At 64.0% G+C, this 21,095-nt stretch carries 22 protein-coding genes; 15 read left to right on the top strand and 7 right to left on the bottom strand.

All coding sequences use genetic code 11. From position 1 onward, the window contains the following. The first annotated feature begins 32 nt into the window (after positions 1-32). Positions 33-851 (top strand): fumarylacetoacetate hydrolase family protein, encoded by an 819-nt coding sequence (locus BLV45_RS15695; protein WP_090534582.1) that lies wholly within the window; start codon positions 33-35, stop codon positions 849-851. A gap of 41 nt (positions 852-892) precedes the next feature. Further along, complete coding sequence (locus BLV45_RS15690; RefSeq protein WP_090534580.1) at positions 893-1,648, top strand: NAD(P)(+) transhydrogenase (Re/Si-specific) subunit beta; 756 nt, start codon at positions 893-895, stop codon at positions 1,646-1,648. Positions 1,649-1,716: 68 nt separating this feature from the next. Here the strand turns inward: BLV45_RS15690 and BLV45_RS15685 are convergent, their stop codons facing one another. Beyond that, complete coding sequence (locus BLV45_RS15685) at positions 1,717-2,025, bottom strand: HAD family hydrolase (RefSeq protein WP_090534726.1); 309 nt, start codon at positions 2,023-2,025, stop codon at positions 1,717-1,719. A 99-nt stretch (positions 2,026-2,124) separates the two neighbouring features. Further along, positions 2,125-3,072, bottom strand: coding sequence for a LysR family transcriptional regulator (locus BLV45_RS15680; RefSeq protein ID WP_090534578.1), 948 nt, complete (start codon positions 3,070-3,072; stop codon positions 2,125-2,127). A 358-nt stretch (positions 3,073-3,430) separates the two neighbouring features. Here BLV45_RS15680 and oxlT point away from each other — a divergent pair, with 358 nt between their 5' ends. From oxlT to BLV45_RS15665, 3 genes are read left to right on the top strand one after another with little or no spacing between them, the layout of a single operon-like run. Further along, complete coding sequence (oxlT, locus tag BLV45_RS15675) at positions 3,431-4,759, top strand: oxalate/formate MFS antiporter (protein WP_090534576.1); 1,329 nt, start codon at positions 3,431-3,433, stop codon at positions 4,757-4,759. A gap of 18 nt (positions 4,760-4,777) precedes the next feature. Further along, positions 4,778-5,767 (top strand): LysR family transcriptional regulator, encoded by a 990-nt coding sequence (locus BLV45_RS15670; RefSeq protein ID WP_090534574.1) that lies wholly within the window; start codon positions 4,778-4,780, stop codon positions 5,765-5,767. 58 nt (positions 5,768-5,825) lie between these two features. Next, positions 5,826-7,283 carry an aldehyde dehydrogenase family protein gene (locus BLV45_RS15665; protein ID WP_090534572.1) on the top strand — a complete coding sequence of 486 codons (1,458 nt, stop codon included), beginning with the start codon at positions 5,826-5,828 and terminating at the stop codon, positions 7,281-7,283. Between the two features lie 94 nt (positions 7,284-7,377). On the opposite strand, the gene BLV45_RS15660 is transcribed toward BLV45_RS15665, so the two are convergent. From BLV45_RS15660 to BLV45_RS15650, 3 genes are all read right to left on the bottom strand, one after another. Further along, complete coding sequence (locus BLV45_RS15660; RefSeq protein WP_090534571.1) at positions 7,378-8,355, bottom strand: 2-dehydropantoate 2-reductase; 978 nt, start codon at positions 8,353-8,355, stop codon at positions 7,378-7,380. A 241-nt stretch (positions 8,356-8,596) separates the two neighbouring features. Next, positions 8,597-9,217: a LysE family translocator gene (locus BLV45_RS15655; protein WP_090534568.1), complete on the bottom strand. Its 621-nt coding sequence runs from the start codon at positions 9,215-9,217 to the stop codon at positions 8,597-8,599. A gap of 145 nt (positions 9,218-9,362) precedes the next feature. Then, a complete protein-coding gene (locus BLV45_RS15650) occupies positions 9,363-9,911 on the bottom strand; it encodes a hypothetical protein (RefSeq protein ID WP_090534566.1) in 549 nt (182 codons plus the stop codon). 478 nt (positions 9,912-10,389) lie between these two features. On the opposite strand from BLV45_RS15650, the gene BLV45_RS15645 reads away from it, so the two are divergent. Both BLV45_RS15645 and BLV45_RS15640 read left to right on the top strand, forming a co-directional pair. Next, positions 10,390-11,820 (top strand): DUF2252 domain-containing protein, encoded by a 1,431-nt coding sequence (locus BLV45_RS15645; protein WP_090534564.1) that lies wholly within the window; start codon positions 10,390-10,392, stop codon positions 11,818-11,820. Between the two features lie 102 nt (positions 11,821-11,922). Next, complete coding sequence (locus BLV45_RS15640) at positions 11,923-12,174, top strand: GlsB/YeaQ/YmgE family stress response membrane protein (protein WP_090534562.1); 252 nt, start codon at positions 11,923-11,925, stop codon at positions 12,172-12,174. Positions 12,175-12,300: 126 nt separating this feature from the next. Here the strand turns inward: BLV45_RS15640 and BLV45_RS15635 are convergent, their stop codons facing one another. Next, positions 12,301-13,161: a polysaccharide deacetylase family protein gene (locus tag BLV45_RS15635; protein WP_090534560.1), complete on the bottom strand. Its 861-nt coding sequence runs from the start codon at positions 13,159-13,161 to the stop codon at positions 12,301-12,303. A gap of 374 nt (positions 13,162-13,535) precedes the next feature. On the opposite strand from BLV45_RS15635, the gene BLV45_RS15630 reads away from it, so the two are divergent. The 6 genes from BLV45_RS15630 (at position 13,536) to BLV45_RS15605 (ending at position 19,012) form a co-directional block, all read left to right on the top strand. Next, positions 13,536-14,957, top strand: a complete 1,422-nt coding sequence (locus tag BLV45_RS15630) for an esterase-like activity of phytase family protein (protein WP_090534724.1) — start codon at positions 13,536-13,538, stop codon at positions 14,955-14,957. Positions 14,958-15,116: 159 nt separating this feature from the next. Continuing rightward, complete coding sequence (locus tag BLV45_RS15625) at positions 15,117-15,353, top strand: oxidoreductase-like domain-containing protein (protein ID WP_407671021.1); 237 nt, start codon at positions 15,117-15,119, stop codon at positions 15,351-15,353. Next, a complete protein-coding gene (locus BLV45_RS15620) occupies positions 15,350-16,225 on the top strand; it encodes an NAD-dependent protein deacetylase (protein WP_090534556.1) in 876 nt (291 codons plus the stop codon). Before BLV45_RS15625 ends, BLV45_RS15620 begins: the two co-directional genes overlap by 4 nt. Before the next feature lie 36 nt (positions 16,226-16,261). Beyond that, positions 16,262-16,885, top strand: coding sequence for a DUF938 domain-containing protein (locus BLV45_RS15615; RefSeq protein ID WP_090534554.1), 624 nt, complete (start codon positions 16,262-16,264; stop codon positions 16,883-16,885). 126 nt (positions 16,886-17,011) lie between these two features. Next, positions 17,012-18,421 (top strand): NADP-dependent phosphogluconate dehydrogenase, encoded by a 1,410-nt coding sequence (gndA, locus tag BLV45_RS15610; protein ID WP_090534552.1) that lies wholly within the window; start codon positions 17,012-17,014, stop codon positions 18,419-18,421. 276 nt (positions 18,422-18,697) lie between these two features. Continuing rightward, positions 18,698-19,012 (top strand): DUF4148 domain-containing protein, encoded by a 315-nt coding sequence (locus BLV45_RS15605; protein WP_090534549.1) that lies wholly within the window; start codon positions 18,698-18,700, stop codon positions 19,010-19,012. Positions 19,013-19,142: 130 nt separating this feature from the next. Here BLV45_RS15605 and BLV45_RS15600 read toward each other — a convergent pair whose 3' ends face one another. Next, positions 19,143-19,463, bottom strand: coding sequence for a hypothetical protein (locus tag BLV45_RS15600; protein ID WP_090534547.1), 321 nt, complete (start codon positions 19,461-19,463; stop codon positions 19,143-19,145). A 321-nt stretch (positions 19,464-19,784) separates the two neighbouring features. Between BLV45_RS15600 and BLV45_RS15595 the strand changes: the two genes are divergently transcribed. Together BLV45_RS15595 and BLV45_RS15590 are read left to right on the top strand one after the other, a co-directional pair. Continuing rightward, complete coding sequence (locus BLV45_RS15595) at positions 19,785-20,096, top strand: cupin domain-containing protein (protein WP_090534721.1); 312 nt, start codon at positions 19,785-19,787, stop codon at positions 20,094-20,096. 28 nt (positions 20,097-20,124) lie between these two features. Further along, entirely contained in the window at positions 20,125-20,859 is a 735-nt protein-coding gene (locus BLV45_RS15590; RefSeq protein ID WP_090534545.1) for a peptidoglycan DD-metalloendopeptidase family protein, read from the top strand. Positions 20,860-21,095 lie beyond the last annotated feature (236 nt).

Genomic DNA, 21,095 nt, shown 5'->3' with positions numbered 1-21,095 from the left:
GAAGATCACATCTCACTCACAGGGAACTGACCGTGGAAACCTGGATGCGCTTCAAGTCGAATGACGGCAACATCGTCTTCGGCCGTGTTGAAAACGGCTATCTGCACGAATACGCAGGTCTTCATCATCCGGTGCCGACGGGCGCCGTGCTGTCGACGCGCGCGCTCACGCAGATCGCGCCCTGCGCGCCCGGCAAGGTCGTCGCGTTGTGGAACAACTTCCATGCGCTCGCCGCCAAGCTCGAGAAGCCGGTGCCGTCACATCCGCTCTTTCTGATCAAGCCGGCGGAATCCGTGATCGGGTCTGGTGATCCGATCCGGCGGCCGGTCAGCTACGCGGGCAAGATCGCGTACGAAGGCGAACTGGGCATCGTGATCGGCAAACGCTGCCGCGCGGCGAGCGTCGAGGAGGCCGCGGCGTCGATCTTCGGCTACACGATCGTCAACGACGTGACGGCTGCCGAGTTGCTCACGGAAAATCCGCACTTTCCGCAATGGTGTCGCGCGAAAGGCTTCGATACGTTTTGCTGTGTCGGTCCGGCGATCGTGTCGGGTCTCGACTGGCAGGCGTGTCACGTCGTGACGAAGGTCGATGGCGTGGAGCGACAGAACTATCCGTTGTCGGACATGGTGTTTTCGCCGGCTGAGCAGGTCAGCATGATTTCTCACGACCTGACACTGGAACCGGGCGACGTGATCGCCTGCGGAACGTCGATTGGCGTCGGGTCGATCAAGGATGGCGCGACGGTGACGGTTTCGATCGACGGCATTGGCACGTTGAGCAACATCCTCGCCTTGACGGGCGAGGGCACAGAACAGGCCGCCATCACGGCCGCGAGTATTTCCGTCTGATCTGGGCGACGCCGTACCACGGCGTCGCGGGAGGAGGAGACATGCCGGAAGAATTGGGCAACGCCGTCTATGCGATTGTCGGCGTTCTGTCGATTGTTGCAGGCGCAACGTTTTGCGCGCGGACGGTTCGCCATCGCGATCTGCTGCACAGGCCCGGTTTCCTGACGCTACTTGGCAGCGGCGTCGGGCTGATGGTGACCGGCGCGGGCTTCGCGCGTTATCTGCTTGCCACGATGCCGGTGGGCATCGAACGCGTCGAGTCGTGCGTCGCGGTGTTTATCGGCGGACTCGTGTTTGCCGGCTGTGCCATTGCGTTTTTCAAGCTGCACGGCCTGCTCGTGGATCGCAACGCAGCGTTTCCCGGCTACAAGATCGTCAACGTCGTCGCGCTGCTGCTGTGTGCGTGGCTCGGCTACGCGTTCGTGACGGAAGACACGCATAACTTCGACGTGGCCGCGCTCTTCGCGATGAGCCTGCTCGCCGCCGCGCTCGGCGCGCACATGATGACCGCCGCCGATCACGAGCCCCATGCGCCCGCGTTCGCGATACCCGGTGCGCGCGTTCATGCGCGCTGCGGTGTCATGCATCGGCGCGGCATCCTGGAGCGCATCGAATTGCGCGGCGATCCCTCACACATTGTGCCCGGCGACGATTTCTCGACGCCTTGCTGGTCCCTGCGCGACGAATGCGGCGTCCAGCGCGCGGGCGCGTACCGGCGCGGCGTCGAATGGCGGTATCGCGGCAGGCAGCGTTATCGCGCGATGCGTCACCCGGTGGGCGCACCGCCCGTGAAGTGAGCGTGAATGAGGGTGCACGCTCAACCAGTTACAGGAGGCGCGTGCAGGCAGGGTTGTATCGAAGCAGATCAGGCGCCGCGTGCCGGCGTGAAAGCATCGAAGTACTGGCTCTTCTTCTGCAGGATCAGCTGGGCCAGGAAGTCGGCGTCGTAGGCCTTGTGCAGATGGGCGTGGAACTGCTCGATGTACGCGGTAACGCGCGCGAGTTCGCAGTTGAACTCATTGAGCGCATCGAGCGTGTCGCGATCCCAGCGAAACCGCAACCCAAGGTCGCTGAATGCCGCGTTCCATGCGCTCAGGTGCGCATCGTCAGGACTGTCCGCAATGACGCGGCCAGCACGCGAGGTGGTATGAGACTGAACCGAAGCGTGATTGATCATCATCGGGCTCCCAGGCGGTTGAGTGAAATGACTCGACTCAAGCATAGGCATGCGCACCGATCGGCAATAGTTAAAGTTTTATTGGAAAACCATACGCTATCGCTTATACACGCCCGAATCCTTCAGGTTGGTGATCTGTTCGATGAGGTTCGCGCCTTCTTCCATCAGGAAGCGCTTGAACGCTTCGGCGACGGGCGGCAGGCGCTTGTTCTTGCGATGCACCACGTACCAGTTGAGCATGACCGGAAAGCCTTCGACATCCAGCACGGCGAGATTGCCGACCTGCAGTTCGAGGCTGATCGTATGCGCGGACAGAAACGCGATGCCCATGCCCGCGATGACCGCCTGCTTGATCGTTTCCGTGCTCTTGATCTCCATCGCGACCTTGAGATTCGTGAGCCGGCCAGCGAAGCCTTCTTCCATCGAATTCCACGTGTCGGAGCCGCGCTCGCGCACGATGAACGCCTCGTTCGCCAGCTGGCTCAACCGGATGTTGCTCTTTCTGGTGAGCGGATGGCTGGGCGACGCGACGATGACATAAGGGTGCGGCGCGAACGATTCGTTGACCGAATCCATTTCGTGCGGCGGACGGACCATCACCGCGAGATCGGTCTGGTTGGTCGACAGCTGGTGCAGCAGCTCCTCGCGGTTGTGTACCGCAAGGTTGAGCGTCACACCCGAATAGCGGCGCGTGAATTCGGCGAGCAGGCGCGGAAAGAAGTAGTCGCCGGCGCTGATCACCGCCACGTTCAGCGTGCCGCCCGAGACGCCTTTAAGCCGGCCCATCGCTTCGTCGACTTCGTGGAACTGCTGGATGATCGCGCGGCTGTAGTGAAGCATCTCCGTGCCGGCGGGCGTCAGGTAGATTTTCTTGCCGAGCTGCTCGAAAAGGGGAAGCCCCGCGTGGTCTTCGAGCTGGCGGACCTGGGTGGAAACGGCCGGCTGCGTGAGATGCAGCTCCTCCGCCGCGCGCGAAAAACTGAGGTGGCGCGCGACCGTTTCGAAGACCTTCAACTGGCGAAGTGTTGCGTTTCTCATCGTCATGGCCGATGTATAAGCAAGAGTGAATCTACATAATAACAAACTTTAATTATTAGTTATTGAGCAATGACCCTAGCATGGTTCTGTAAGACAGCGGTTATAAATACGTGGCGCACCGGGTTAACGCGTAGGGGTATGGAGCATGCGTAGCAAGGGGTTGATCCGGTAAAAGCCGGTTAAGTAAAGTCCGTTCTTTCAGTCTGATGATTTTCGCATTGCTTTTTTAAATGAATTAAATTGAGGCAATGCAGGTGTCGAATATTCCCGATGGCATTGATTTTCGGGTCTTAACTATAAGCTGGAATGGATGCAGCATGGCGATCGGGCCGGTTGCACTGAATAGATAGCGGAGACAAGACACATGAACGTTCTCACCCAGCAACCGCCTGCCCCTTCTTTTCTAGGGAACCGGTGGACTCAACTCGTCATTGGCATGGTGTGCATGGCACTCGTCGCCAATCTTCAATATGCGTGGACACTGTTCGTCGCACCGATGAACGCGCGGCATCACTGGGGGCAGGCGTCGATCCAGCTGGCCTTTTCGATTTTCATCCTGACCGAGACGTGGCTCGTGCCCGTTGAGGGCTGGCTGGTCGACAGGTTCGGTCCACGACCGGTCGTTGCCGTCGGCGCGCTGTGCGCGGGCGTCGCATGGATCATGAATTCATACGCGACGACCTTGCCTGAGTTGTACGCGGCGGCCGTGATCGCGGGTCTCGGCGCGGGCGGCGTGTATGGCACGTGCGTGGGCAATGCGCTGAAACTGTTTCCGGACCGCCGCGGGCTCGCGGCCGGCCTGACGGCGGCGGGTTTTGGCGCGGGCGCCGCGGTTACGGTGATTCCGATCGCCAACATGATCACGCGCACGGGTTACGAACATACGTTCCTGTTCTTTGGCATCCTGCAGGGCGTGTGCATTTTCGTGCTGGCGCTGCTGCTGCACAAGCCGGCGCTGCGTTCGACGTCCACCGCGAAGAGGAAGTTCGCGATGAGCAAGATCGACTACACGCCGGGGCAGATGATCAAGACGCCGGTGTTCTGGGTGATCTACGCGTCGTTCGTCGCGGTGGCCGCGGGCGGCCTGATGGCCACCGCGCAGCTCGGCCCGATTGCGAAAGACTGGGGCCTCGCGAAACTGCCGATGAGCTTCTTCGGCATGACGCTGCCGCTGCTCACGATGACGCTCTCGATCGACAACATCTGCAACGGCTTCACGCGTCCTTTCTGTGGCTTCATCTCCGACAAGATCGGCCGTGAAAACACGATGTTCTTCATCTTCATCGGTGAGGGGCTCGCGCTGCTCGGTTTGATGCAGTACGGCAGTAACCCGTATGCGTTCATGACGTTCGCCGCGCTGATCTTCCTGTTCTGGGGCGAGATTTTCTCGATCTTTCCGGCAATCTGCGCGGACACGTTCGGCAGCAAGTACGCGGCTTCCAATGCGGGCACGCTGTACACGGCGAAGGGCACGGCGTCGCTGATCGTGCCGATCGCCTCGGTGCTCTCGGCGACGGGCGGATGGAACCTGGTGTTCATCGTGTCGGCGGTCATCACGATCGCGGCCGGCATCTCGGCGAAGTTCATCCTCGCGCCGATGCGCACCCGCTGGGTGGAAGCGAGCGAAAATCCGGTCGTGCAGACCAAAAGTGCCTCCCGACTGAGCCACTGGCCGGAGCAGACGGGTGAATAAACCACGGTCTTTCGCGTCATGAATATCTCGCTGCATCAGCTGAAGGTGTTCGTTGCGGTCGCGCGCCAGCGGAGCTTTACCCGCGCGGCGCGCGAATTCGATCTCACGCAGTCGGCGGTCAGCCGCTGCGTGCGCGAGCTTGAGGAAGCGATCGAGCTCCGGCTCTTCGACCGCACGACGCGTCAGGTCGAACTGACGACGGCCGGCGCCAGTCTCGAGCGCCGTATTGGCCGTCTGCTCGACGAAATCGACATCACGCTGCGCGAGGGCCGTGCCGCGCACGAGAGCCACACGGGCGTCGTGGTGATCGCGAGCAATCCGGTGCTGTCGTCGAGCTGGCTGCCCGGCGGTCTCGCGCGCTGCGCGGCCGCTTTCCCCGATCTGATCATCTCCGTCAAGGACGTCCCGCAGGCGGCTGTGCTGGCGGGCGTCGAGCATGGCGAAGTCGACTTTGGCGTCGTCTCCGATTTCGATCCCGCTGCGTACACCGGCATGCATGCGCAGGTGCTGTTTTCCACGCCGCTGTGCGCGGTATTACCCGAGGCCCATCCGCTCGCGCTGCGCCCCACGCTGGCATGGAACGCGCTCGACGACGTGCCGCTCGTCACGCTGAACGCGGATGCCGGCAGCCGCGCGAGCGTCGATCGCGCGCTTGGCGCGTTGCGCCCGCGCGCGCGTCCGGTTCAGGAACTGGGGCACGTGGCCGCTGTTTTGCGCATGATCGAACTCGGGCTCGGCGTTGGCGTTCTGCCTGTCGACGCACACTGGCCCGCGCATTCGGCTCGCACCGTCACGCGGCCGCTAGTCCCGGAAGTCTCGCTGGTGACGATGCTCGTGCGTCGCAAGAACCGCTCGCTCCGGCCGAACGCGGAAGCGGTCTGGTCGCAGTTCTTCAAGGAGGCGCACCCTCAGGGCCCGCTCAGCGATACGGCCCCGATGTGGCCAGGCGTCGGTCCGCGCACGCTCGCGGCGCTACCCGGCAATGGCACGGTGTTACGAACGCCGTAGCCCGCGCGGTCCTGTGCTGTGGGGCGCGCAATGAATGACTTTTGCAAGGAGCACGACAATGGACACTCAAGCGAAGACCGACCTCAAACGCCATGACCTGCTGATCGGCGGCAAACGCGTGCCGCCGGGTACCGGTGAATATTCCGTCGACGTGAACCCCGCCACAGAGGAACCGATTGCGCTCGTCGCCCAGGGCAGCGCGGCGGACGTCGACACGGCGGTCGCGGCCGCGCGCGCCGCGCTCAAGGTGTGGAACGCGCTGCGCGCCGCGGAACGCGGGCGCATCCTCAACCGCTTCGCCGAACTCCTGCGTACGCATCAGGATGAAATCGCCGCGCTCGAAAGCCTCGACGCGGGCAAGCCGATCGCCTCGGTGATGCGCCAGGACGTGCCCGCCGCGATCGACACGCTCGCGTACTACGCCGGCTGGTGCGACAAGATCAACGGCCAGGTGGTGCCGGTGCGTCCCGACGCGCTGACATACACGCTGCGCGAGCCGGTCGGCGTGGTGGCCGCGATCGTGCCGTGGAATTTTCCGCTGATGATCGGCATGTGGAAGATCGCGCCGGCGCTCGCATGCGGCTGCACGATGATCGTGAAGCCCGCTGAAATCACGCCGCTGTCGGCATTGCGGATCGGCGAACTCGCGCTCGAAGCGGGCGTGCCGCCCGGCGTGCTGAACATCGTCACGGGCAAGGGGCGCGTGGTGGGCGACGCGCTCGTCGCGCATCCGGGCGTCGACAAGGTCACGTTCACGGGGTCGCCTTCGGTGGGACGCGGCATCCTGCAGGGCGCCGCGGGCAACTTCAAGCGCGTGACGCTCGAACTCGGCGGCAAGTCGGCGAACGTGATCTTCGACGACGCGAATGTCGACAACGCCGTGCGTGCCGCCGCGTCGGGGATTTTCTTCAACACGGGGCAGGTGTGTTCGGCGGGCTCGCGCATTCTCGCGCATCGCAACGTGTACGACGAAGTGGTCGAACGGCTCGCGGGGCGGGCAAAGGCGATCCGTGTCGGCGACCCGACCTTGCGGGAAACAGCGATGGGCCCGCTCGTTTCCGCCACGCAGATGAAGACGGTGCTCGATTACGTCGACATCGGCCGGAACGAGGGCGCTTCGCTCGTGACCGGCGGTGCGCGGATCGGCGAGCGCGGTTTCTTCGTCGAGCCGACGGTGTTCGCCAACGTCGAACATGAGATGCGTATCTCGCAGGAGGAAATTTTTGGCCCGGTGGCGAGCGTGATCCGCTTCGACGACGAAGCCGACGCGATCCGCATCGCGAACGGCACGCTCTACAGCCTCGCGGCCGGCGTGTGGAGCAGGGACATTGGCCGCGTGCATCGCGTCGCGCGTGAACTGAGAGCGGGCACCGTGTGGATCAACACGTACGGCTATACCGACGTGCGCCTGCCGTGGGGCGGCTCGGGCGATTCGGGCTTCGGGCGCGAGCATGGCGACGTCGCGATCGAGAACTTCACGGAGCCGAAAAGCGTGTGGCTGTCGATCGATCACTGAGCGACACGCGGCGTTGATTTGCGGGAATCAAAAGCGAAGGGGACCGGATGCAGCGCATCCGGTCCCCTTCGTGACTCAGGCCGTGCCGTGAAAATCAGTCGCCCTGCAGCGCCATCTTTTCGCGCTGCTTGACGAGGGCGAGCACGACATCGATGGTCGGCGTGGGCGCGTTGACGAGGCGTCCCATCTCCTGCACGACGGTCAGGAGCGGATCGATTTCCATCGGCCGCTTGTGCAGCAGGTCGACCAGCATCGACGTTCTGTGCGCGCCGACCGCGCCCGCGCCATCGATCCGCTTCTCGACGTCGACGCGAAAATGCACGCCGAACTGTTCGGCGATCTGCTTGCCTTCGATCATCATCGCGCGCGACAGGGCCCGCGTGCCGGGATCGCTCGTGATGATGTCGAGCGTCGCGTGTGTGAGCGCGCTGATCGGGTTGAAGCAGAGGTTACCCCACAGCTTGAGCCAGATTTCGTCGCGGATGTTCTCGCGGATCGGCGCGTCGAAACCGGCGGCCTGCATCATCTCGTGAAACTGCTGGATACGCGGGGTCCGTTCGCCGCTCGGTTCACCGATCGGGAATTTCTTGCCGTACACGTGCTTGATGACGCCAGGCTCCGCGATTTCGGCGGCGGGGTACAGCACGCAGCCAATCGCGCGCTCCGGGCCGAGCCGCGACCATTGCGAGCCATCCGGATCGACGCTCGCGAGGCGCGTGCCCGCGAACTGGCCGCCGTGTTGATAGAAGTACCAGTAAGGGATGCCGTTCGTGCCCGTGATAATGGCCGTGTGCTTGCCGAAGAGCGGCTGCATCGACTCGACGACGCCCGGCAGTGAGTGCGCCTTGAGCGTGATGATCACGTAGTCCTGCACGCCCAGCTCTCGCGGATCGGACGTGCAGCGGACCCTGGCGGAGACTTCCTCGCCGTCCATCTGCAGTCGCACGCCGTGTTCACGCATGGCGGCGAGATGTGGACCGCGCGCGACGAAGCTCACGTCAGCCCCCGCCCGTGCCAGTTGCACACCCATCAGCCCGCCTATTGCACCTGCTCCGAAGACACAGATCTTCATGGTTTGCCCCAGTGACGATTGAAAGCTGTCTGTCCGTTGCCGCAAGTGCAGTGCCCGCGCGTGAGATGTGCCGTTACGTTGGCATTGCGCGTTTCATGCGGCGAGTCCGGACGATGTTTCGAGAATAAGTGGATGCATCGATTGATGATAGTTAAAGTTATTGACTGAATGCATTAGCAATAACTTATGGTTCGCGCGGTTCGTGCCGTGCATCCGGCGCGCGCTCTGCCGCGCATGGCGCTCAGGTGTGACGCGCGAGCAGGAAGCTGAGGCCGATCGCACCTAGAAACGTCCCGCAGCAGCGGTTGAACCAGCGGCGCACATCGGCGCGCGTGAGCCAGCGGCCGAGCCACATGCCCGCGCAGGAATACAGCACGATCGCAATCGATTCGAGCACGAGAAAGCTCGCGCTGAGCACGGTGAACTGCGGCACCATCGGTTGCGTGATGTCGACGAATTGCGGCAGGAACGCCGTGAACACCAGAATCGCTTTCGGGTTGCCGGCGGCGACGAGGCATTCGCGTCGTGCGAGGCGCCAGAGCGACGCGTCGTCGTGTTTTGCTGATTCGAACGTCGTGGCCTTGCTGCGCCACAACTGGACCGCGAGCCAGATCAGATAGCCGGCGCCGGCGAGCTTGATGCCGAGAAACACCCATGCCGACGCGTGCAGCACGGCGGCAAGCCCCGTGGCGGTCAACGCGAGCATCGCGGCAAACGCGACGAGGCGGCCCGTGCCCGCGATGCCGGCCATCCAGAAGCCATGACGCGCCGCGACATTGATCGACAGCAGGTTGTTGGGGCCGGGCGCCATGTTCAGCGCAAAGCAGGCGGGCAGGAAGAAAAGCCAGGCGGTAAAGGACATGAGCGGCTCGCAGGATGAGCACCCGTTGCCTGAGCGGTCCGTGCAACCGACCCGGCAACGGGCCACAAGACAGGTCTCGCCGATTGTACCGAAGTGGCGAAGCCGCGCGTGATCAATGCGTGGTCAATGCGCGATCAACGTTCGATCAATGCAGCACGCGCACGAAATCAGGATCGCCGAGCAGCGAGGACACGTTGGCCGCCACCGTGTCCTCGAGCGCGATTGTATTGCTGGTGAACGTATGGAACTGGCGTCGCACGGTTTTCGTCGACGCATAGAGTTCCTGTTTCGAGTCGGTTCCGGTCAGCACGTAATGCATCTTCAACGTCCACCATGCGGGCGAGCGCGCGTCTTCCACCGAGAACACCTCGATGCGCGCGCTCAGGATGCGCGCGTTGTCGGCGGTGTTGATGCCGGCGCGCGTGAGCGTTTTTGCAACCGCATCGCGTACGCTCGCATCGATGTTCTTCTTGAGCGTGATGCTCGACGAAGCCGTGTTCTGGATGCGGTTCGGCGAAAGCCGGCCGTCCTCCGCGGGCACATAGGCGAAACTCGAAGCGGGGGCGACGGTAAGGGAGCCCGTGGTGTGGGGAATGGCGTCGGTCTTGTGCCGGTAGCCCGGAAAGAGGCAGCACGCCGACAGCAGCATCGCGCTGCCGAACACGCCGCAGCGGGCGAAGAGGGAAGGGTTCACGTCGTCAGAGGCTCGCCGGTTCGATGGATGCGTGCGCGCTGCGATGCGTCGCGTGCGCGCGGTTCCTGTGAAAGGGCGAAAGTGTTGGGCAAGACGACGTGCCGGCGAAATGGGATGTATCCGAAAAGGCAAAGGGCGTTTTCATCTGTTCTGGTCTGTCCTGATCGGTTAATTTTGTCTCCGTCCGGTGTCGATTCTAAACAATCGAAATAAACATATCGATCTTTATGGCGAGACGCATGGCCGGACGGTCCAGTTGTCACAAAGTGATGCGCCATGGTCCGGCCCCTTGCGCTGGCGTTCGCCGCGGGATTTAATACCGGCAGGCGATGCTGCTCCTCAAGGCCGCAGGGGCGCTGCCGGCGCTGGCGCGAGCCGCGCGGAGCACAGGTTCGATGCGGGTCAGGTGTTCTGCCCGCAGCGGGCAGGCAGCCGCCGCGTGCCAGTCCATGATGATTCGAAGAAACCGGAGAAATGCATGACGTCGAGCACTCTCGCTGAACGGGAAGCGGCCGGTCGCGCCGCGCGCGAACATAGCAAACGGTCCAGCCATCGTGCGGTTGGCGATTTCGACCGCGATCCCATCGCGCTGCTGAAGAAGAGCAGCGAAGGGCGCGTGCGGCGTCTCGTGCCATTGCGGTATGGGCGCATGGCGGTGTCGCCGTTCACGTTCTTTCGCGGTACCTCGATCATTCAGGCGCACGACCTCAGCAAGGTGCAGGACACGGGCATCGTCATGCCGATCTGTGGCGACGGCCATCTGATGAACTTCGGCGGCTTTGCGACGCCCGAGCGGCAACTGGCGTTCGATCTGAACGACTTCGACGAAGTCGCGTACGGCCCGTGGGAATGGGATCTGAAGCGGCTGACCGCGAGCTTTGTCGTCGCGGCAAGACATATGCGGCTAAGCCGCAGCACGGCCGACGAACTCGTGATGACGGTCGCCACCACGTACCGCGACTGGATGCGGACGTATTCCGGGTACGGCACGCTCGAGCTCTGGTACGACCGCATCACGTTCGAGCGGATGATCGAGACGGCGGTCTCGCCGGAGGTGCGCCGCGCTCTCAGGCGCGGTCTGGAAAAAGCGGCGTCGCGCACGCACGAAAGCATGCTTGAGAAGATGGCTGAACGCGTCGACGATAGATGGCACATACGCGACGCGCCGCCGGGTCTCTTTCACATGCGCGGCAACAACACGCTGTTCGAGCCGGAGGACGACGGGTTGGCGGCGGGCGACTGGCGTTCGCTCATCGGCAGCATGTACGAAGACTACCTGAAGACGCTCACGCACGACCGGCGCAATCTGCTTCGTCACTTCGCGCCGCAGGATCTGGTGTTCAAGGTGGTGGGCGTGGGCAGCGTCGGCACGCGATGCCTCGTGATGCTCAACACCGACCACCTCGACAAGCCGCTCTTCCTGCAGATCAAGGAAGCGAGCCAGTCGGTGATCGGGCAGTACTTCAAGCCGCCGCAGCATTTCCGGACGGCGGCGGGCATCCGCCATCACGGCGAGCGCGTCGTGCGGGGGCAGCGTGCGCTGCAGGCCGTCAGCGATATCTTCCTTGGCTGGACAACCGGCCCGATGGGACGGCACTTCTATGTCCGCCAGTTACGCGACATGAAGCTGTCCGCCAACATCGAACTGTTCGACAACACTCTGCTGGAAGGGTACGCGCGCATATGCGGCTGGATCATGGCCCGGGCGCACGCCAAGGCGAGCGGTCAGGCCATCGAGATCAGCGCATATATCGGCCGCAGCGACCAGTTTGCGGAAGCGCTGGTCGGCTATGCTTCCGCCTACGCGGATCAGGTCGAGAAAGACTACGAACTATTCATCAAGGCGTGTCGCAACGGCGATCTCGAAGCGCGCACCGACGAGGACATGGCCGCCGATTTTCGTGTGTAGTGTGGCTGGTCGCGGAACACGCTTCGCATATCAACGCGCTCGTGCGACGTGTTCCCGGTCGGCAAAATTCGTGTGCAACAGCTGGTTCAACGGGAGAGTTATATGTTTGCGCTCATCGGTACGCTGATTGTGGGGCTGGTCATAGGGCTGATCGCACGGGCACTCAAGCCCGGCGACGACAGCATGGGCATCATCATGACGATGGTCGTGGGTATCGTCGGGTCGCTGATCGCGGGTTACGTGGGGCGCGCGCTCGGCTGGTATCAGCCTGGCCAGGCGGCGGGCTGGATCGCTTCCGTGGTCGGCGCGATCGTGCTGCTGGTGATCGTCGGTTTCGTCAAGCGCCGGATGTAGCGCCTGAACCCGCGCGTGCGGGATTGCCGCCGCTCCAGGTGGCCGTTCCGTGCGCGTGTATGTGTGTGGGCGTGACGCGGTGTCGCCGATACCGCGTCACGTTGCATGTCGCGGCACCACCCGGTTTCATGCAACCTTGCGCGCTTCGCGCAACGTGACGAAGCGCAGGCCCCGACGCCGCGCCGCTTCGATCACGTGTGGCAACACGGCGAGCACCAGCGGTTCGCCGTCCTCCGTGGTCGCGGCGTTGCCGTCGTGCAGGAGCAGGATGTCGCGGGCGGCGAGCCCGTCGAGCAGCCGGTGCGCAACGATTGCCGGATCGCGCTCGCGCGTGTCGAAGCCGCGCCGCGTCCACGCCGCGAGACGCAGGTCGAGTTTCCCCAGAACCGGTTCGAGAAAGACGTTGCGCAGCCCGGCGGGCGCGCGGAAAAAGTAGGGGCGCTCGCCGGTCAGCGTTTCGAACGTCTGCTGCGCGGCTTCGATTTCACGCCTGAGCGCGCCGGGCAGCGTGACCGAAAACGTGTGGACGTGGACCTGTGAGTGGTTTTCCACGGCATGCCCGCGCGCGACGATTTCGCGCGTCAGCGCGGCATGGCGCTGCGCCTTGGCGCCGATGCAGAAGAACGTCGCGCGCACGCGGTAACGGTCGAGCAGGTCGAGCACCTGGGGCGTGACAACCGGGTCCGGGCCGTCGTCGATGGTGAGCGCGATGGCATCGGCGTTGCCTGCGTGGGCAGGCAGACGCGTCCAGTTCGGCCCCAGCAGCGACGAGCGCGGCCATAAGCCGGCGATGGTCACCGTCGCGTGGTTGATCATCACGAACGCGAGCCACCACGGCCATGCGCGGGGCGCGCTCAGGAAGCCGGCAAGCGCGAGCGCGTGCCAGGCGATGGTGGCCTTCAGCATGGGCGGAAAGCCTTCGTAGCGCCAGCGGCGCACGGAGGGAATGCGAGGCCCGCGCTGCGGGGCCGGACTTGATTCGATCATGATGCTTCTGTCCACCTTCCTCGTGCGAGGGAGGGCTTGCGGGTGCGCGCGAATCCGCGCCTGAACAGCCAAAGATACCATTTGCGCGCGTCCGGGTCCGTCGTCACATTTTCGCCATACGCGTCACGTACCTTGCTTCAACCGGTTTTCTGTCGTTCCGCTGCTTTCCTCTGCCTCGCCCGTTCCACGCTATTCACGCTGTTCGCCTGTTTCTTCAGGGCCGGCCTTGTCCTGCAATCCGGCCCGTCGCCGTATGCGTCGGGTCGCGCTGGTCCCGTCAGTTCGCCAGTCCTGATCACCCGTTCCGAACACCAGGAGACATCACTGTGTCGCAGCCGAAACTGTTATCCATCGCCATTGCGTCGCTACTCGCGATGCCCGCGGCGCATGCCGCCCCTGACCTCGTCGCCACCGGCAGCCTGGATGGACATCTGGCCGACCGCTCGACCGAGACGGCCGCACCGCTCGAAAACGGCGTCGCGGGCAACCTGCTCGGCGGTCTGGGTTCGGGCATCGCGTACGCCGGCTGCCGCACGTTCCTTGCCGTGCCGGACCGTGGCCCGAACGCCGTGCCGTTCAACGCGGCCGTCGACGATACCGCGTCGTACATCAACCGCTTCCACACGTTGCGCATGCGTCTCACGCCTTCCGCGAAGGGCGCGGCATTGCCGCTGACGCTCACGCCCACGCTCGTCGCGACGACGCTCCTGCACAGCGACGATCGTCTCGTCTACGGTTCGGGCAGCGCGGCGGGTCTGCCGAACGGCGCGCCGGCGCTCAACGCACGACACCACACCCAGTATTTCACGGGCCGCTCCGACAATTTCGACGTGACGCATCTGTCGACCTGGCCGCGCGACGCCCGCTTCGATCCGGAAAGCATTCGCGTGAGCAACGACGGCGCGAGCGTCTTCATCTCGGACGAATACGGCCCGTACATCTACCGCTTCGATCGCCGCACCGGCGAACGCACGGGCGTGATCAAGGTGCCGGACGCCTTCGCGGTGACGACGTTGAGCGCGCTCGGCGATCAGGAAATCAGCCAGAACACGTCGGGGCGCGTCGCCAACAAAGGCATGGAAGGGCTCGCGATCTCGCCGGACGGCCGCACGCTGTTCGGGGCGATGCAAAGTCCGCTGCTGCAGGACAACGGCACGAATGGCGGCTACACGCGAATCCTGAAGATCGACATCGCGACGGGCGCGACGACTCAATACGCGTATCCGTTGACCAACATCGGCACCGCGAAGAAGCCCAAGTACCCGACGATCAGCGACGTCGTGGCGATCAACGATCACGAACTGCTCGTCGACGAACGCGACGGCAAGGGTCTCGGCGACGATTCGACGGCGGCGTTCAAACAGCTCTCGCGCATCGACCTGAGCGGCGCGCAGGACGTGACGCATGCGGCTGGCGAAAGCGGGCTTGCGCCGTTCGCGGTTCCGAAGACGCTCTTCATCGACGTGGTAGCGGTATTGAGCGCGCACGGTTTCAATCCGGCTGACATTCCGGCCAAGCTCGAAGGCACGGCGTTCGGACCGGACGTGGTCGTGAACGGCGTGAAGAAGCACACGCTGTTTCTTGCCAACGACAACGACTTTATCGCGACCGTGACGGACACGAACCATCCCGCAGGCATCGACAATCCGAACCGCTTCTTCGTGTTTGCCTTCGACGCGAGCGATCTGCCGTCGTACGTGCCGCAACGGCTCGGTCAGCACGGTCACGACGAGCATGGTGGTTCGCGTGGCCACGATGACGGTTTCGAGCCGCCCTTCGGACGCTGCGACGACTGAGACTGATTGACGCGACGCGACGCGATGCGATGCGGCCATCGCCCGCTTTTTCATTGCGGCGCCGCACGGTACCGCGACGTTCGTCGGCCGGGGGCAGGCCAGCGCGCCGCGCGGGTTCCCCCTATACTGTCCAATCCCTGTCATTACCCGGATACCGTCGTGCCGCAAGCCTCGAACGGGGACGACCCGATGCCGGTGCCGCCCACGCAGCCAGAACTCGAGGATTGTTGCGGCAGCGGGTGCGATCCGTGCATCTTCGATATTTACGAAGCCGCGCTTGAACGTTATCGTGTCGCGCTCGCCGCGTGGGAAGCGCGGCATCGTGCGAAGCGCACACCGCGCGCCGGCACTGCACGTGTCGCGCGCGAAAAGAAACCCCGTCGTACCCGTTCATGAACGAACCTCTGTTACCTGCCGCTCCAGTCATCGAACCGCACGCGCTCGCCGCGTTGCACGATTTCGTGCGGCGTCATCCACGGCTTTTCGTGTTGACGGGCGCGGGGATCAGCACCGATTCGGGCATCCCCGGCTACCGCGACGAAAACGGCGAGTGGAAGCGTTCGCCGCCGATCACGCTCCAGGAATTCCTCGGCGCCGAACATTCCCGCAAGCGCTACTGGGCGCGCAGCATGATCGGCTGGCCGGTGGTCGCCGATGCCGCGCCGAACGCCGCGCATCGCGCGCTTGCCCAACTCGAAGCCGCTGGACACGTCGAGACGCTCGTGACGCAGAACGTCGACGGCCTGCATCAGCGCGCCGGCAGCTCGGGCGTGATCGAACTGCACGGCAGCATCGGCGGCGTGACGTGTCTCGACTGCGGTGCGCGGCACGCGCGTGCCACGATCCAGCACACGCTCGTGGCTGACAATCCCGCGCTCCTCGATGCAAGTGCCGAACCCGCCGCCGATGGCGACGCGCATCTCGAATGGCACGACCTCGACACGTTTCGCGTGCCGCCATGTCCTGTGTGTGGTGGCTTGCTGAAACCGGCGGTGGTGTTTTTCGGCGAGAACGTGCCGCGCGAGCGTGTCGAGTCGGCTGCGCGCGCGCTCGAAGAAGCGGATGCGATGCTCGTGGTCGGCTCTTCGCTGATGGTGTATTCGGGCTATCGCTTTTGCGTCTGGGCCGAAAAGGCCGGCAAGCCGGTCGCGGCGATCAATCTCGGCAGGACGCGCGCCGACCCGTTGCTGGCGCTGAAAGTGGCCGCGCCGTGTGCGGACACGCTGACCGCGCTTGCCGCGCAACTCGCAGCCCGCGCAAACACGTGACCCGCCCATGACCTCGCCCAGCACCTTCCCGAATCGATGAACACACCGAACCCGAATCTGCCGAACTTGCGACAGCACTCGCCTTCCGCCGTCCGCAATCGCGAGCCCATTCTCACCGTGCTGCAACAGGTGCTGCCGCAAAGCGGCATCGTGCTCGAAATCGCGAGCGGCACCGGCCAGCACGTGACGCATTTTGCGTCTGCGCTGCCGGCGCTCACGTGGCAGCCGAGCGATCCGGATGCGCAAGCACGCGCATCGGTTGCCGCGTGGATCGCGCATGCCGGGCTCGCGAACGTGCGCGCGCCGCTCGCGCTCGATGTGCGTCGTATGCCGTGGGGTATCGACGCCGCGAGCGCGGTCATCTGCATCAACATGGTCCACATTTCGCCGTGGGCCGCGACCGAAGCGCTCTTCGCCGGCGCCGGGCGCATACTGGAGCGCGGCGGCGTGCTGTTTCTGTATGGGCCGTACCGTCGCAACGGTGCGCATACCGCACCGAGCAACGCGGCGTTCGATCAGCAGTTGCGACTGCGCGACGCCGAATGGGGCGTGCGCGATATGGAAGCCGTCGTGGAACTGGCCGCTGCCGCGGCGTTCGAAGGAGAAGACCCGGTGGCGATGCCCGCGAACAACTTCAGTCTCGTGTTCCGCAAGCGCTAGCGTGCGTCCGGTGGGCCGCAAACAAGCGGCATCCGGCCATTTCTTTTATCCTTTCACTCTCGACGCCGCGCAGGCAGGCAATCCGGCGCGGCATCCCGTCTTTCTGGAATCTGGAGAATTCATATCATGGGCAAGCAGGCAATCGGCGTGGTAGGGCTGGCGGTCATGGGCCGCAATCTGGCGCTCAACATCGAGAGCCGCGGTCACGCGGTTTCCGTCTACAACCGGAGCCGCGAGAAAACCGATGAACTGATCAAGGACTGTCCGGATCGCAAGCTCGTGCCGGCTTACACGCTGGAAGAATTCGTCGACTCGCTGGAAAAACCGCGCCGCATCCTGATGATGGTCAAGGCCGGTGCGCCGACCGACGACACGATCGCATCGCTCAAGCCTCTGCTGGACAAGGGCGACATCCTGATCGACGGCGGCAACACGCATTTCACCGACACGATCCGCCGCAACCAGGAACTCGCGAAAGCGGGCCTGCATTTCATCGGCACGGGCGTGTCGGGGGGCGAGGAGGGCGCGCTGAAGGGACCGTCGATCATGCCGGGCGGCCCGCGCGACGCCTATGATCTGGTCGCCCCGATCCTCACCGAGATCGCCGCGAAGGCGCCGGACGGCGAGCCGTGCGTCGCCTACATGGGTCCGGACGGCGCGGGCCACTTCGTGAAGATGGTGCACAACGGCATCGAATACGGCGACATGCAGCTGATCGCCGAAAGCTACTGGGTGCTCAAGCAGGTGCTGGGCCTGTCGAACGAAGAACTCGGCAAGGTCTACACCGAATGGAACGAAGGCGAACTCGACAGCTATCTGATCGAGATCACGTCGAAGATCTTCGGCAAGAAAGATGACGAAACGGGCAAGGATCTGGTCGACGTGATCCTCGATCGCGCGGCGCAGAAGGGCACCGGGAAGTGGACGAGCCAGAACGCGCTCGACCTCGGCATACCGCTGCCGCTGATCACCGAGGCCGTGTTCGCGCGCGTGCTGTCTTCGCTGAAGGATCAGCGCGTGGCCGCGAGCAAGGTCGTCACCGGCCCGCAGAAGAAGGCGTTCAGCGGCGATCGCGCGGCCTTCGTCGAGTCGGTGCGTCGCGCGCTGTACTTCAGCAAGGTGATTTCGTATGCGCAGGGCTTCGCCCAGTTGCGCTCGGCGTCGGACGAATACAAGTGGGATCTCGACTACGGCACGATCGCGAAGATATTCCGCGCGGGCTGCATCATCCGCGCCCGCTTCCTGCAGAAGATCACCGACGCCTATTCGAAAGAGAAGGGAATCGCGAACCTGCTGCTCGATCCGTACTTCAACGATATCGCGACGAAGTATCAGGGCGCGCTGCGCGACGTGGTCGTCGCGGCGGTGCAGGCTGGCGTGGCCGTGCCGGCGTTTGCTTCGGCGATTGCCTACTTCGACGGCTATCGCTCGGAGCGTCTGCCCGCGAACCTCGTGCAGGCGCAGCGCGACTTCTTCGGCGCGCATACGTTCGAGCGCATCGACAAGCCGGGCAGCTTCCACGCGAACTGGTCCTGATCGACGTCTGATCCTCGCTTGATCCGATACATGGCACCGGCAACGTGACATGGGTGGGCGGGGCGGTAGCACGCCCTTCCTGCTCCGTTGACTGTTGCTGAACGTAACAGGACAGCCTCGGTAATCGAACCGTCAGAACGATAATTGTTGCAATTCCAGCAAGAGAGTTTCACCGAATTAGTGGTTACCCCTGATTGGCAACTTCACTAGACTTGCGCCTAAGCGCTGAAGGACATGATCCCGCAGCGATTCAAAACAAGTCCGGAGGTAGTTACCATGAAAGCACTGATCAAGGCAGCCGTTGTCGCCGCAGTTCTCGCCGCTCCTGTCGTGTCGTTCGCGCAGTCGAACGAGCCGCTCACCCGCGCCCAGGTTCGCGAAGAACTCGTGCAGCTCCAGAAGGCCGGCTACAACCCGCTCGACGACCGCAACAGCTATCCGGTTCACATCCAGGAAGCCGAGGCCCGCATTGCGGCACAAAACGGCGCCTCGCCGGTGAACACCAGCTACGGTCCGGCGACGAAGGGTTCGTCGCAAGCCGGCGCGCGCGCTGAGCAGACGGGTCCGCAATCGGTTTTCTTCGGCAACTAGGCTGAAGTAAGTCACCGAGGGGCGATGACCCCGCATCGTGCGGTTGGCAGGCAGCCCGCAGCGCATGCGGGCAGGATCGCAGGCAATAAAAAACGCTGACAGGAGTCATCCGGTCAGCGTTTTTTTTGCATCAGTGCAGCGTGCGATGACGGCGCGCGATGTCGTCGAACAGTTCGCGACTCGGCTCCAGCGCAAGCAGCCAGGTTTCGTCGTAGCCGCTTAGCGTGTCGAGCGCTTCACGCAAGCGTTCGATCGCGACAGCGGGCAGCTCGACGGTCGCCTCCACGCCGCTCGACAGGCGCGCGACGCTGGCAAGCTGAACCAGGGCGTCGGCCGCCTCGGCGACATCGGTGGCGAAGACGAGGTGTGTGTTCAGCAACTCCGCCAGCCCGGGCGACGTCGCGACATCCTCGACATTGAGTTGCAGGGACAGAAACGTGGCCTTGTTCATCCTCGAACTCCTCGCGGACAGGACATCGCGGCAACCGGCAACCGGCTCACCCGCGGGGGCTCGCGACAGTAGGGCGGTAAGGGACAGTAAGGGGCAGTATAGGCCAGTGCCGGGTGTAATCAATGGGGGTCCCGAAGCGCCGATTCCGTGTCAAATGCCGCCAGCCGCGCCCCGAGACGACCTGCTGCGGACCCGCGAGCCATATAATGATCCGGCACCTTGTCCCGAACAGCAGGCGGGTCGTCCGTCATTTGATCCAGCTCGCACAGGTCGGCCGGGCCGGTGTGGCCTGGCGACGAACCGCAAACGCATGGCACGATCATGAAAATCATCCGTACGCGGCATTTCACGGCGAGCCGTCCGTGGGGCGCCCTCGACATCGCGAACATGGGCGGCATCACCACCCGTCTGCACTGGACCGACCAGCCCTACACATGGCACGTCAACGACGGCGAGGAAGCCTTCGCCGTCCTCGATGGCCGCGTCGAGATGCGCTATCGCGTCGACGGCGACGAACAATCCACCATTCTGGAAACTGGCGACGTGTTTTATGCGTCTATGGGTACAGAGCATGTCGCATATCCACTCGGCGAGGCGCGCATTCTGGTCGTTGAAACCGGAGGCAGCGTCTGATGCAGTGCAACTCTAGCGAGGAGGAACAATGACCGCAGCGTGGTCGCGCCGTACGGCGCAGGTTCTGTTTTTCACGGGCGCGGCGCTATCGACGGCCGCCTGCACGATTGTTCCGTGGAACGATACGACGCGTCCTGGCACCCCAGCCGGCGCGTACCAGTCTGCGGGCGGCGTGCCGGCGGGTTACTACCGCGTGAATCCGGGCGATTCGCTGCTTTCGGTGGCGACGGCCTTCGGCCAGCGTGCCGAGGATGTCGCGAGCTGGAACCATCTGGCGCCGAACGCGCCTGTCACGTCCGGGCAGATTCTGCGCGTCGCGCCACCCGCGGCCGTCGTGACGGGACCCGGCGGCGTCGTTCCGCGTACGGGTGGCGCGCCCGCGCCGGAGGTGTCGATGGTCAGGCTGGCGTGGCCCGTGCAGGGCCCGATCCTGTCGACGTTCACCGCTGCCCGCAAGGGCATCGTGATCGGCGGCAAACCGGGGGAACCGGTCAAGGCGGCGGCGACCGGGCGCGTGGTCTACGCGGGAACGGGCATGGAGGCGTACGGGCCGCTCATCATCATCAAGCACGACGCGACGATCATCACCGCGTACGGCCACAACCGTGTGCTGCTCGTGAAGGAAGGCGACGCTGTCACGCAAGGCCAGACGATCGCCGAAATGGGCGCCGACGCGAACGGTTCCGGTTCGCTGCAGTTCGAGGTGCGCAACGACGGCAAGCCGGTCGATCCGTTGACCCTGTTGCCGAAGCCGGGCGGCTGATCCTCGTCACGTTCACGCGAAGCCGGGCACACGAAGGCGCGCGTCGTCCGGCTGGCCGCGCCCGCGGTAACGCCTCCGATCGCGTTTCAAACCCGCGCCGCGTGCTCGCCCAGGCCAAACCAGTCCCACTATGTGCGCGAACGGCCCTGGCCGTTCGCGCGGTTCTCAGCACATCCATATTTGCATACACTGTCAGGTTCCATCTGCCGTGTCGCTGCGTGTGTTTCGCGGTGCCG

Origin of the sequence: Paraburkholderia sartisoli, assembly GCF_900107685.1 — a bacterium.
Taxonomy (GTDB): Bacteria; Pseudomonadota; Gammaproteobacteria; order Burkholderiales; family Burkholderiaceae; genus Paraburkholderia; species Paraburkholderia sartisoli.
The sequence above is the reverse complement of the archived record's forward strand: the minus strand, read 5'-3'. Positions and strand labels throughout refer to the sequence as shown.

Bases quoted from the DNA above. Each gene is read 5' to 3' on its own strand.
- BLV45_RS15635 (WP_090534560.1), bottom strand. From the start codon at position 13,161: ATGATCGAATCAAGTCCGGCCCCGCAGCGCGGGCCTCGCATTCCCTCC.
- BLV45_RS15595 (WP_090534721.1), top strand. From the start codon at position 19,785: ATGAAAATCATCCGTACGCGGCATTTCACGGCGAGCCGTCCGTGGGGC.
- gndA (WP_090534552.1), top strand. From the start codon at position 17,012: ATGGGCAAGCAGGCAATCGGCGTGGTAGGGCTGGCGGTCATGGGCCGC.
- BLV45_RS15680 (WP_090534578.1), bottom strand. From the start codon at position 3,072: ATGACGATGAGAAACGCAACACTTCGCCAGTTGAAGGTCTTCGAAACG.
- BLV45_RS15640 (WP_090534562.1), top strand. From the start codon at position 11,923: ATGTTTGCGCTCATCGGTACGCTGATTGTGGGGCTGGTCATAGGGCTG.
- BLV45_RS15590 (WP_090534545.1), top strand. From the start codon at position 20,125: ATGACCGCAGCGTGGTCGCGCCGTACGGCGCAGGTTCTGTTTTTCACG.
- BLV45_RS15615 (WP_090534554.1), top strand. From the start codon at position 16,262: ATGAACACACCGAACCCGAATCTGCCGAACTTGCGACAGCACTCGCCT.
- BLV45_RS15670 (WP_090534574.1), top strand. From the start codon at position 4,778: ATGAATATCTCGCTGCATCAGCTGAAGGTGTTCGTTGCGGTCGCGCGC.
- BLV45_RS15655 (WP_090534568.1), bottom strand. From the start codon at position 9,217: ATGTCCTTTACCGCCTGGCTTTTCTTCCTGCCCGCCTGCTTTGCGCTG.
- BLV45_RS15645 (WP_090534564.1), top strand. From the start codon at position 10,390: ATGACGTCGAGCACTCTCGCTGAACGGGAAGCGGCCGGTCGCGCCGCG.
- oxlT (WP_090534576.1), top strand. From the start codon at position 3,431: ATGAACGTTCTCACCCAGCAACCGCCTGCCCCTTCTTTTCTAGGGAAC.
- BLV45_RS15690 (WP_090534580.1), top strand. From the start codon at position 893: ATGCCGGAAGAATTGGGCAACGCCGTCTATGCGATTGTCGGCGTTCTG.
- BLV45_RS15660 (WP_090534571.1), bottom strand. From the start codon at position 8,355: ATGAAGATCTGTGTCTTCGGAGCAGGTGCAATAGGCGGGCTGATGGGT.
- BLV45_RS15630 (WP_090534724.1), top strand. From the start codon at position 13,536: ATGCCCGCGGCGCATGCCGCCCCTGACCTCGTCGCCACCGGCAGCCTG.
- BLV45_RS15620 (WP_090534556.1), top strand. From the start codon at position 15,350: ATGAACGAACCTCTGTTACCTGCCGCTCCAGTCATCGAACCGCACGCG.
- BLV45_RS15665 (WP_090534572.1), top strand. From the start codon at position 5,826: ATGGACACTCAAGCGAAGACCGACCTCAAACGCCATGACCTGCTGATC.
- BLV45_RS15605 (WP_090534549.1), top strand. From the start codon at position 18,698: ATGAAAGCACTGATCAAGGCAGCCGTTGTCGCCGCAGTTCTCGCCGCT.
- BLV45_RS15600 (WP_090534547.1), bottom strand. From the start codon at position 19,463: ATGAACAAGGCCACGTTTCTGTCCCTGCAACTCAATGTCGAGGATGTC.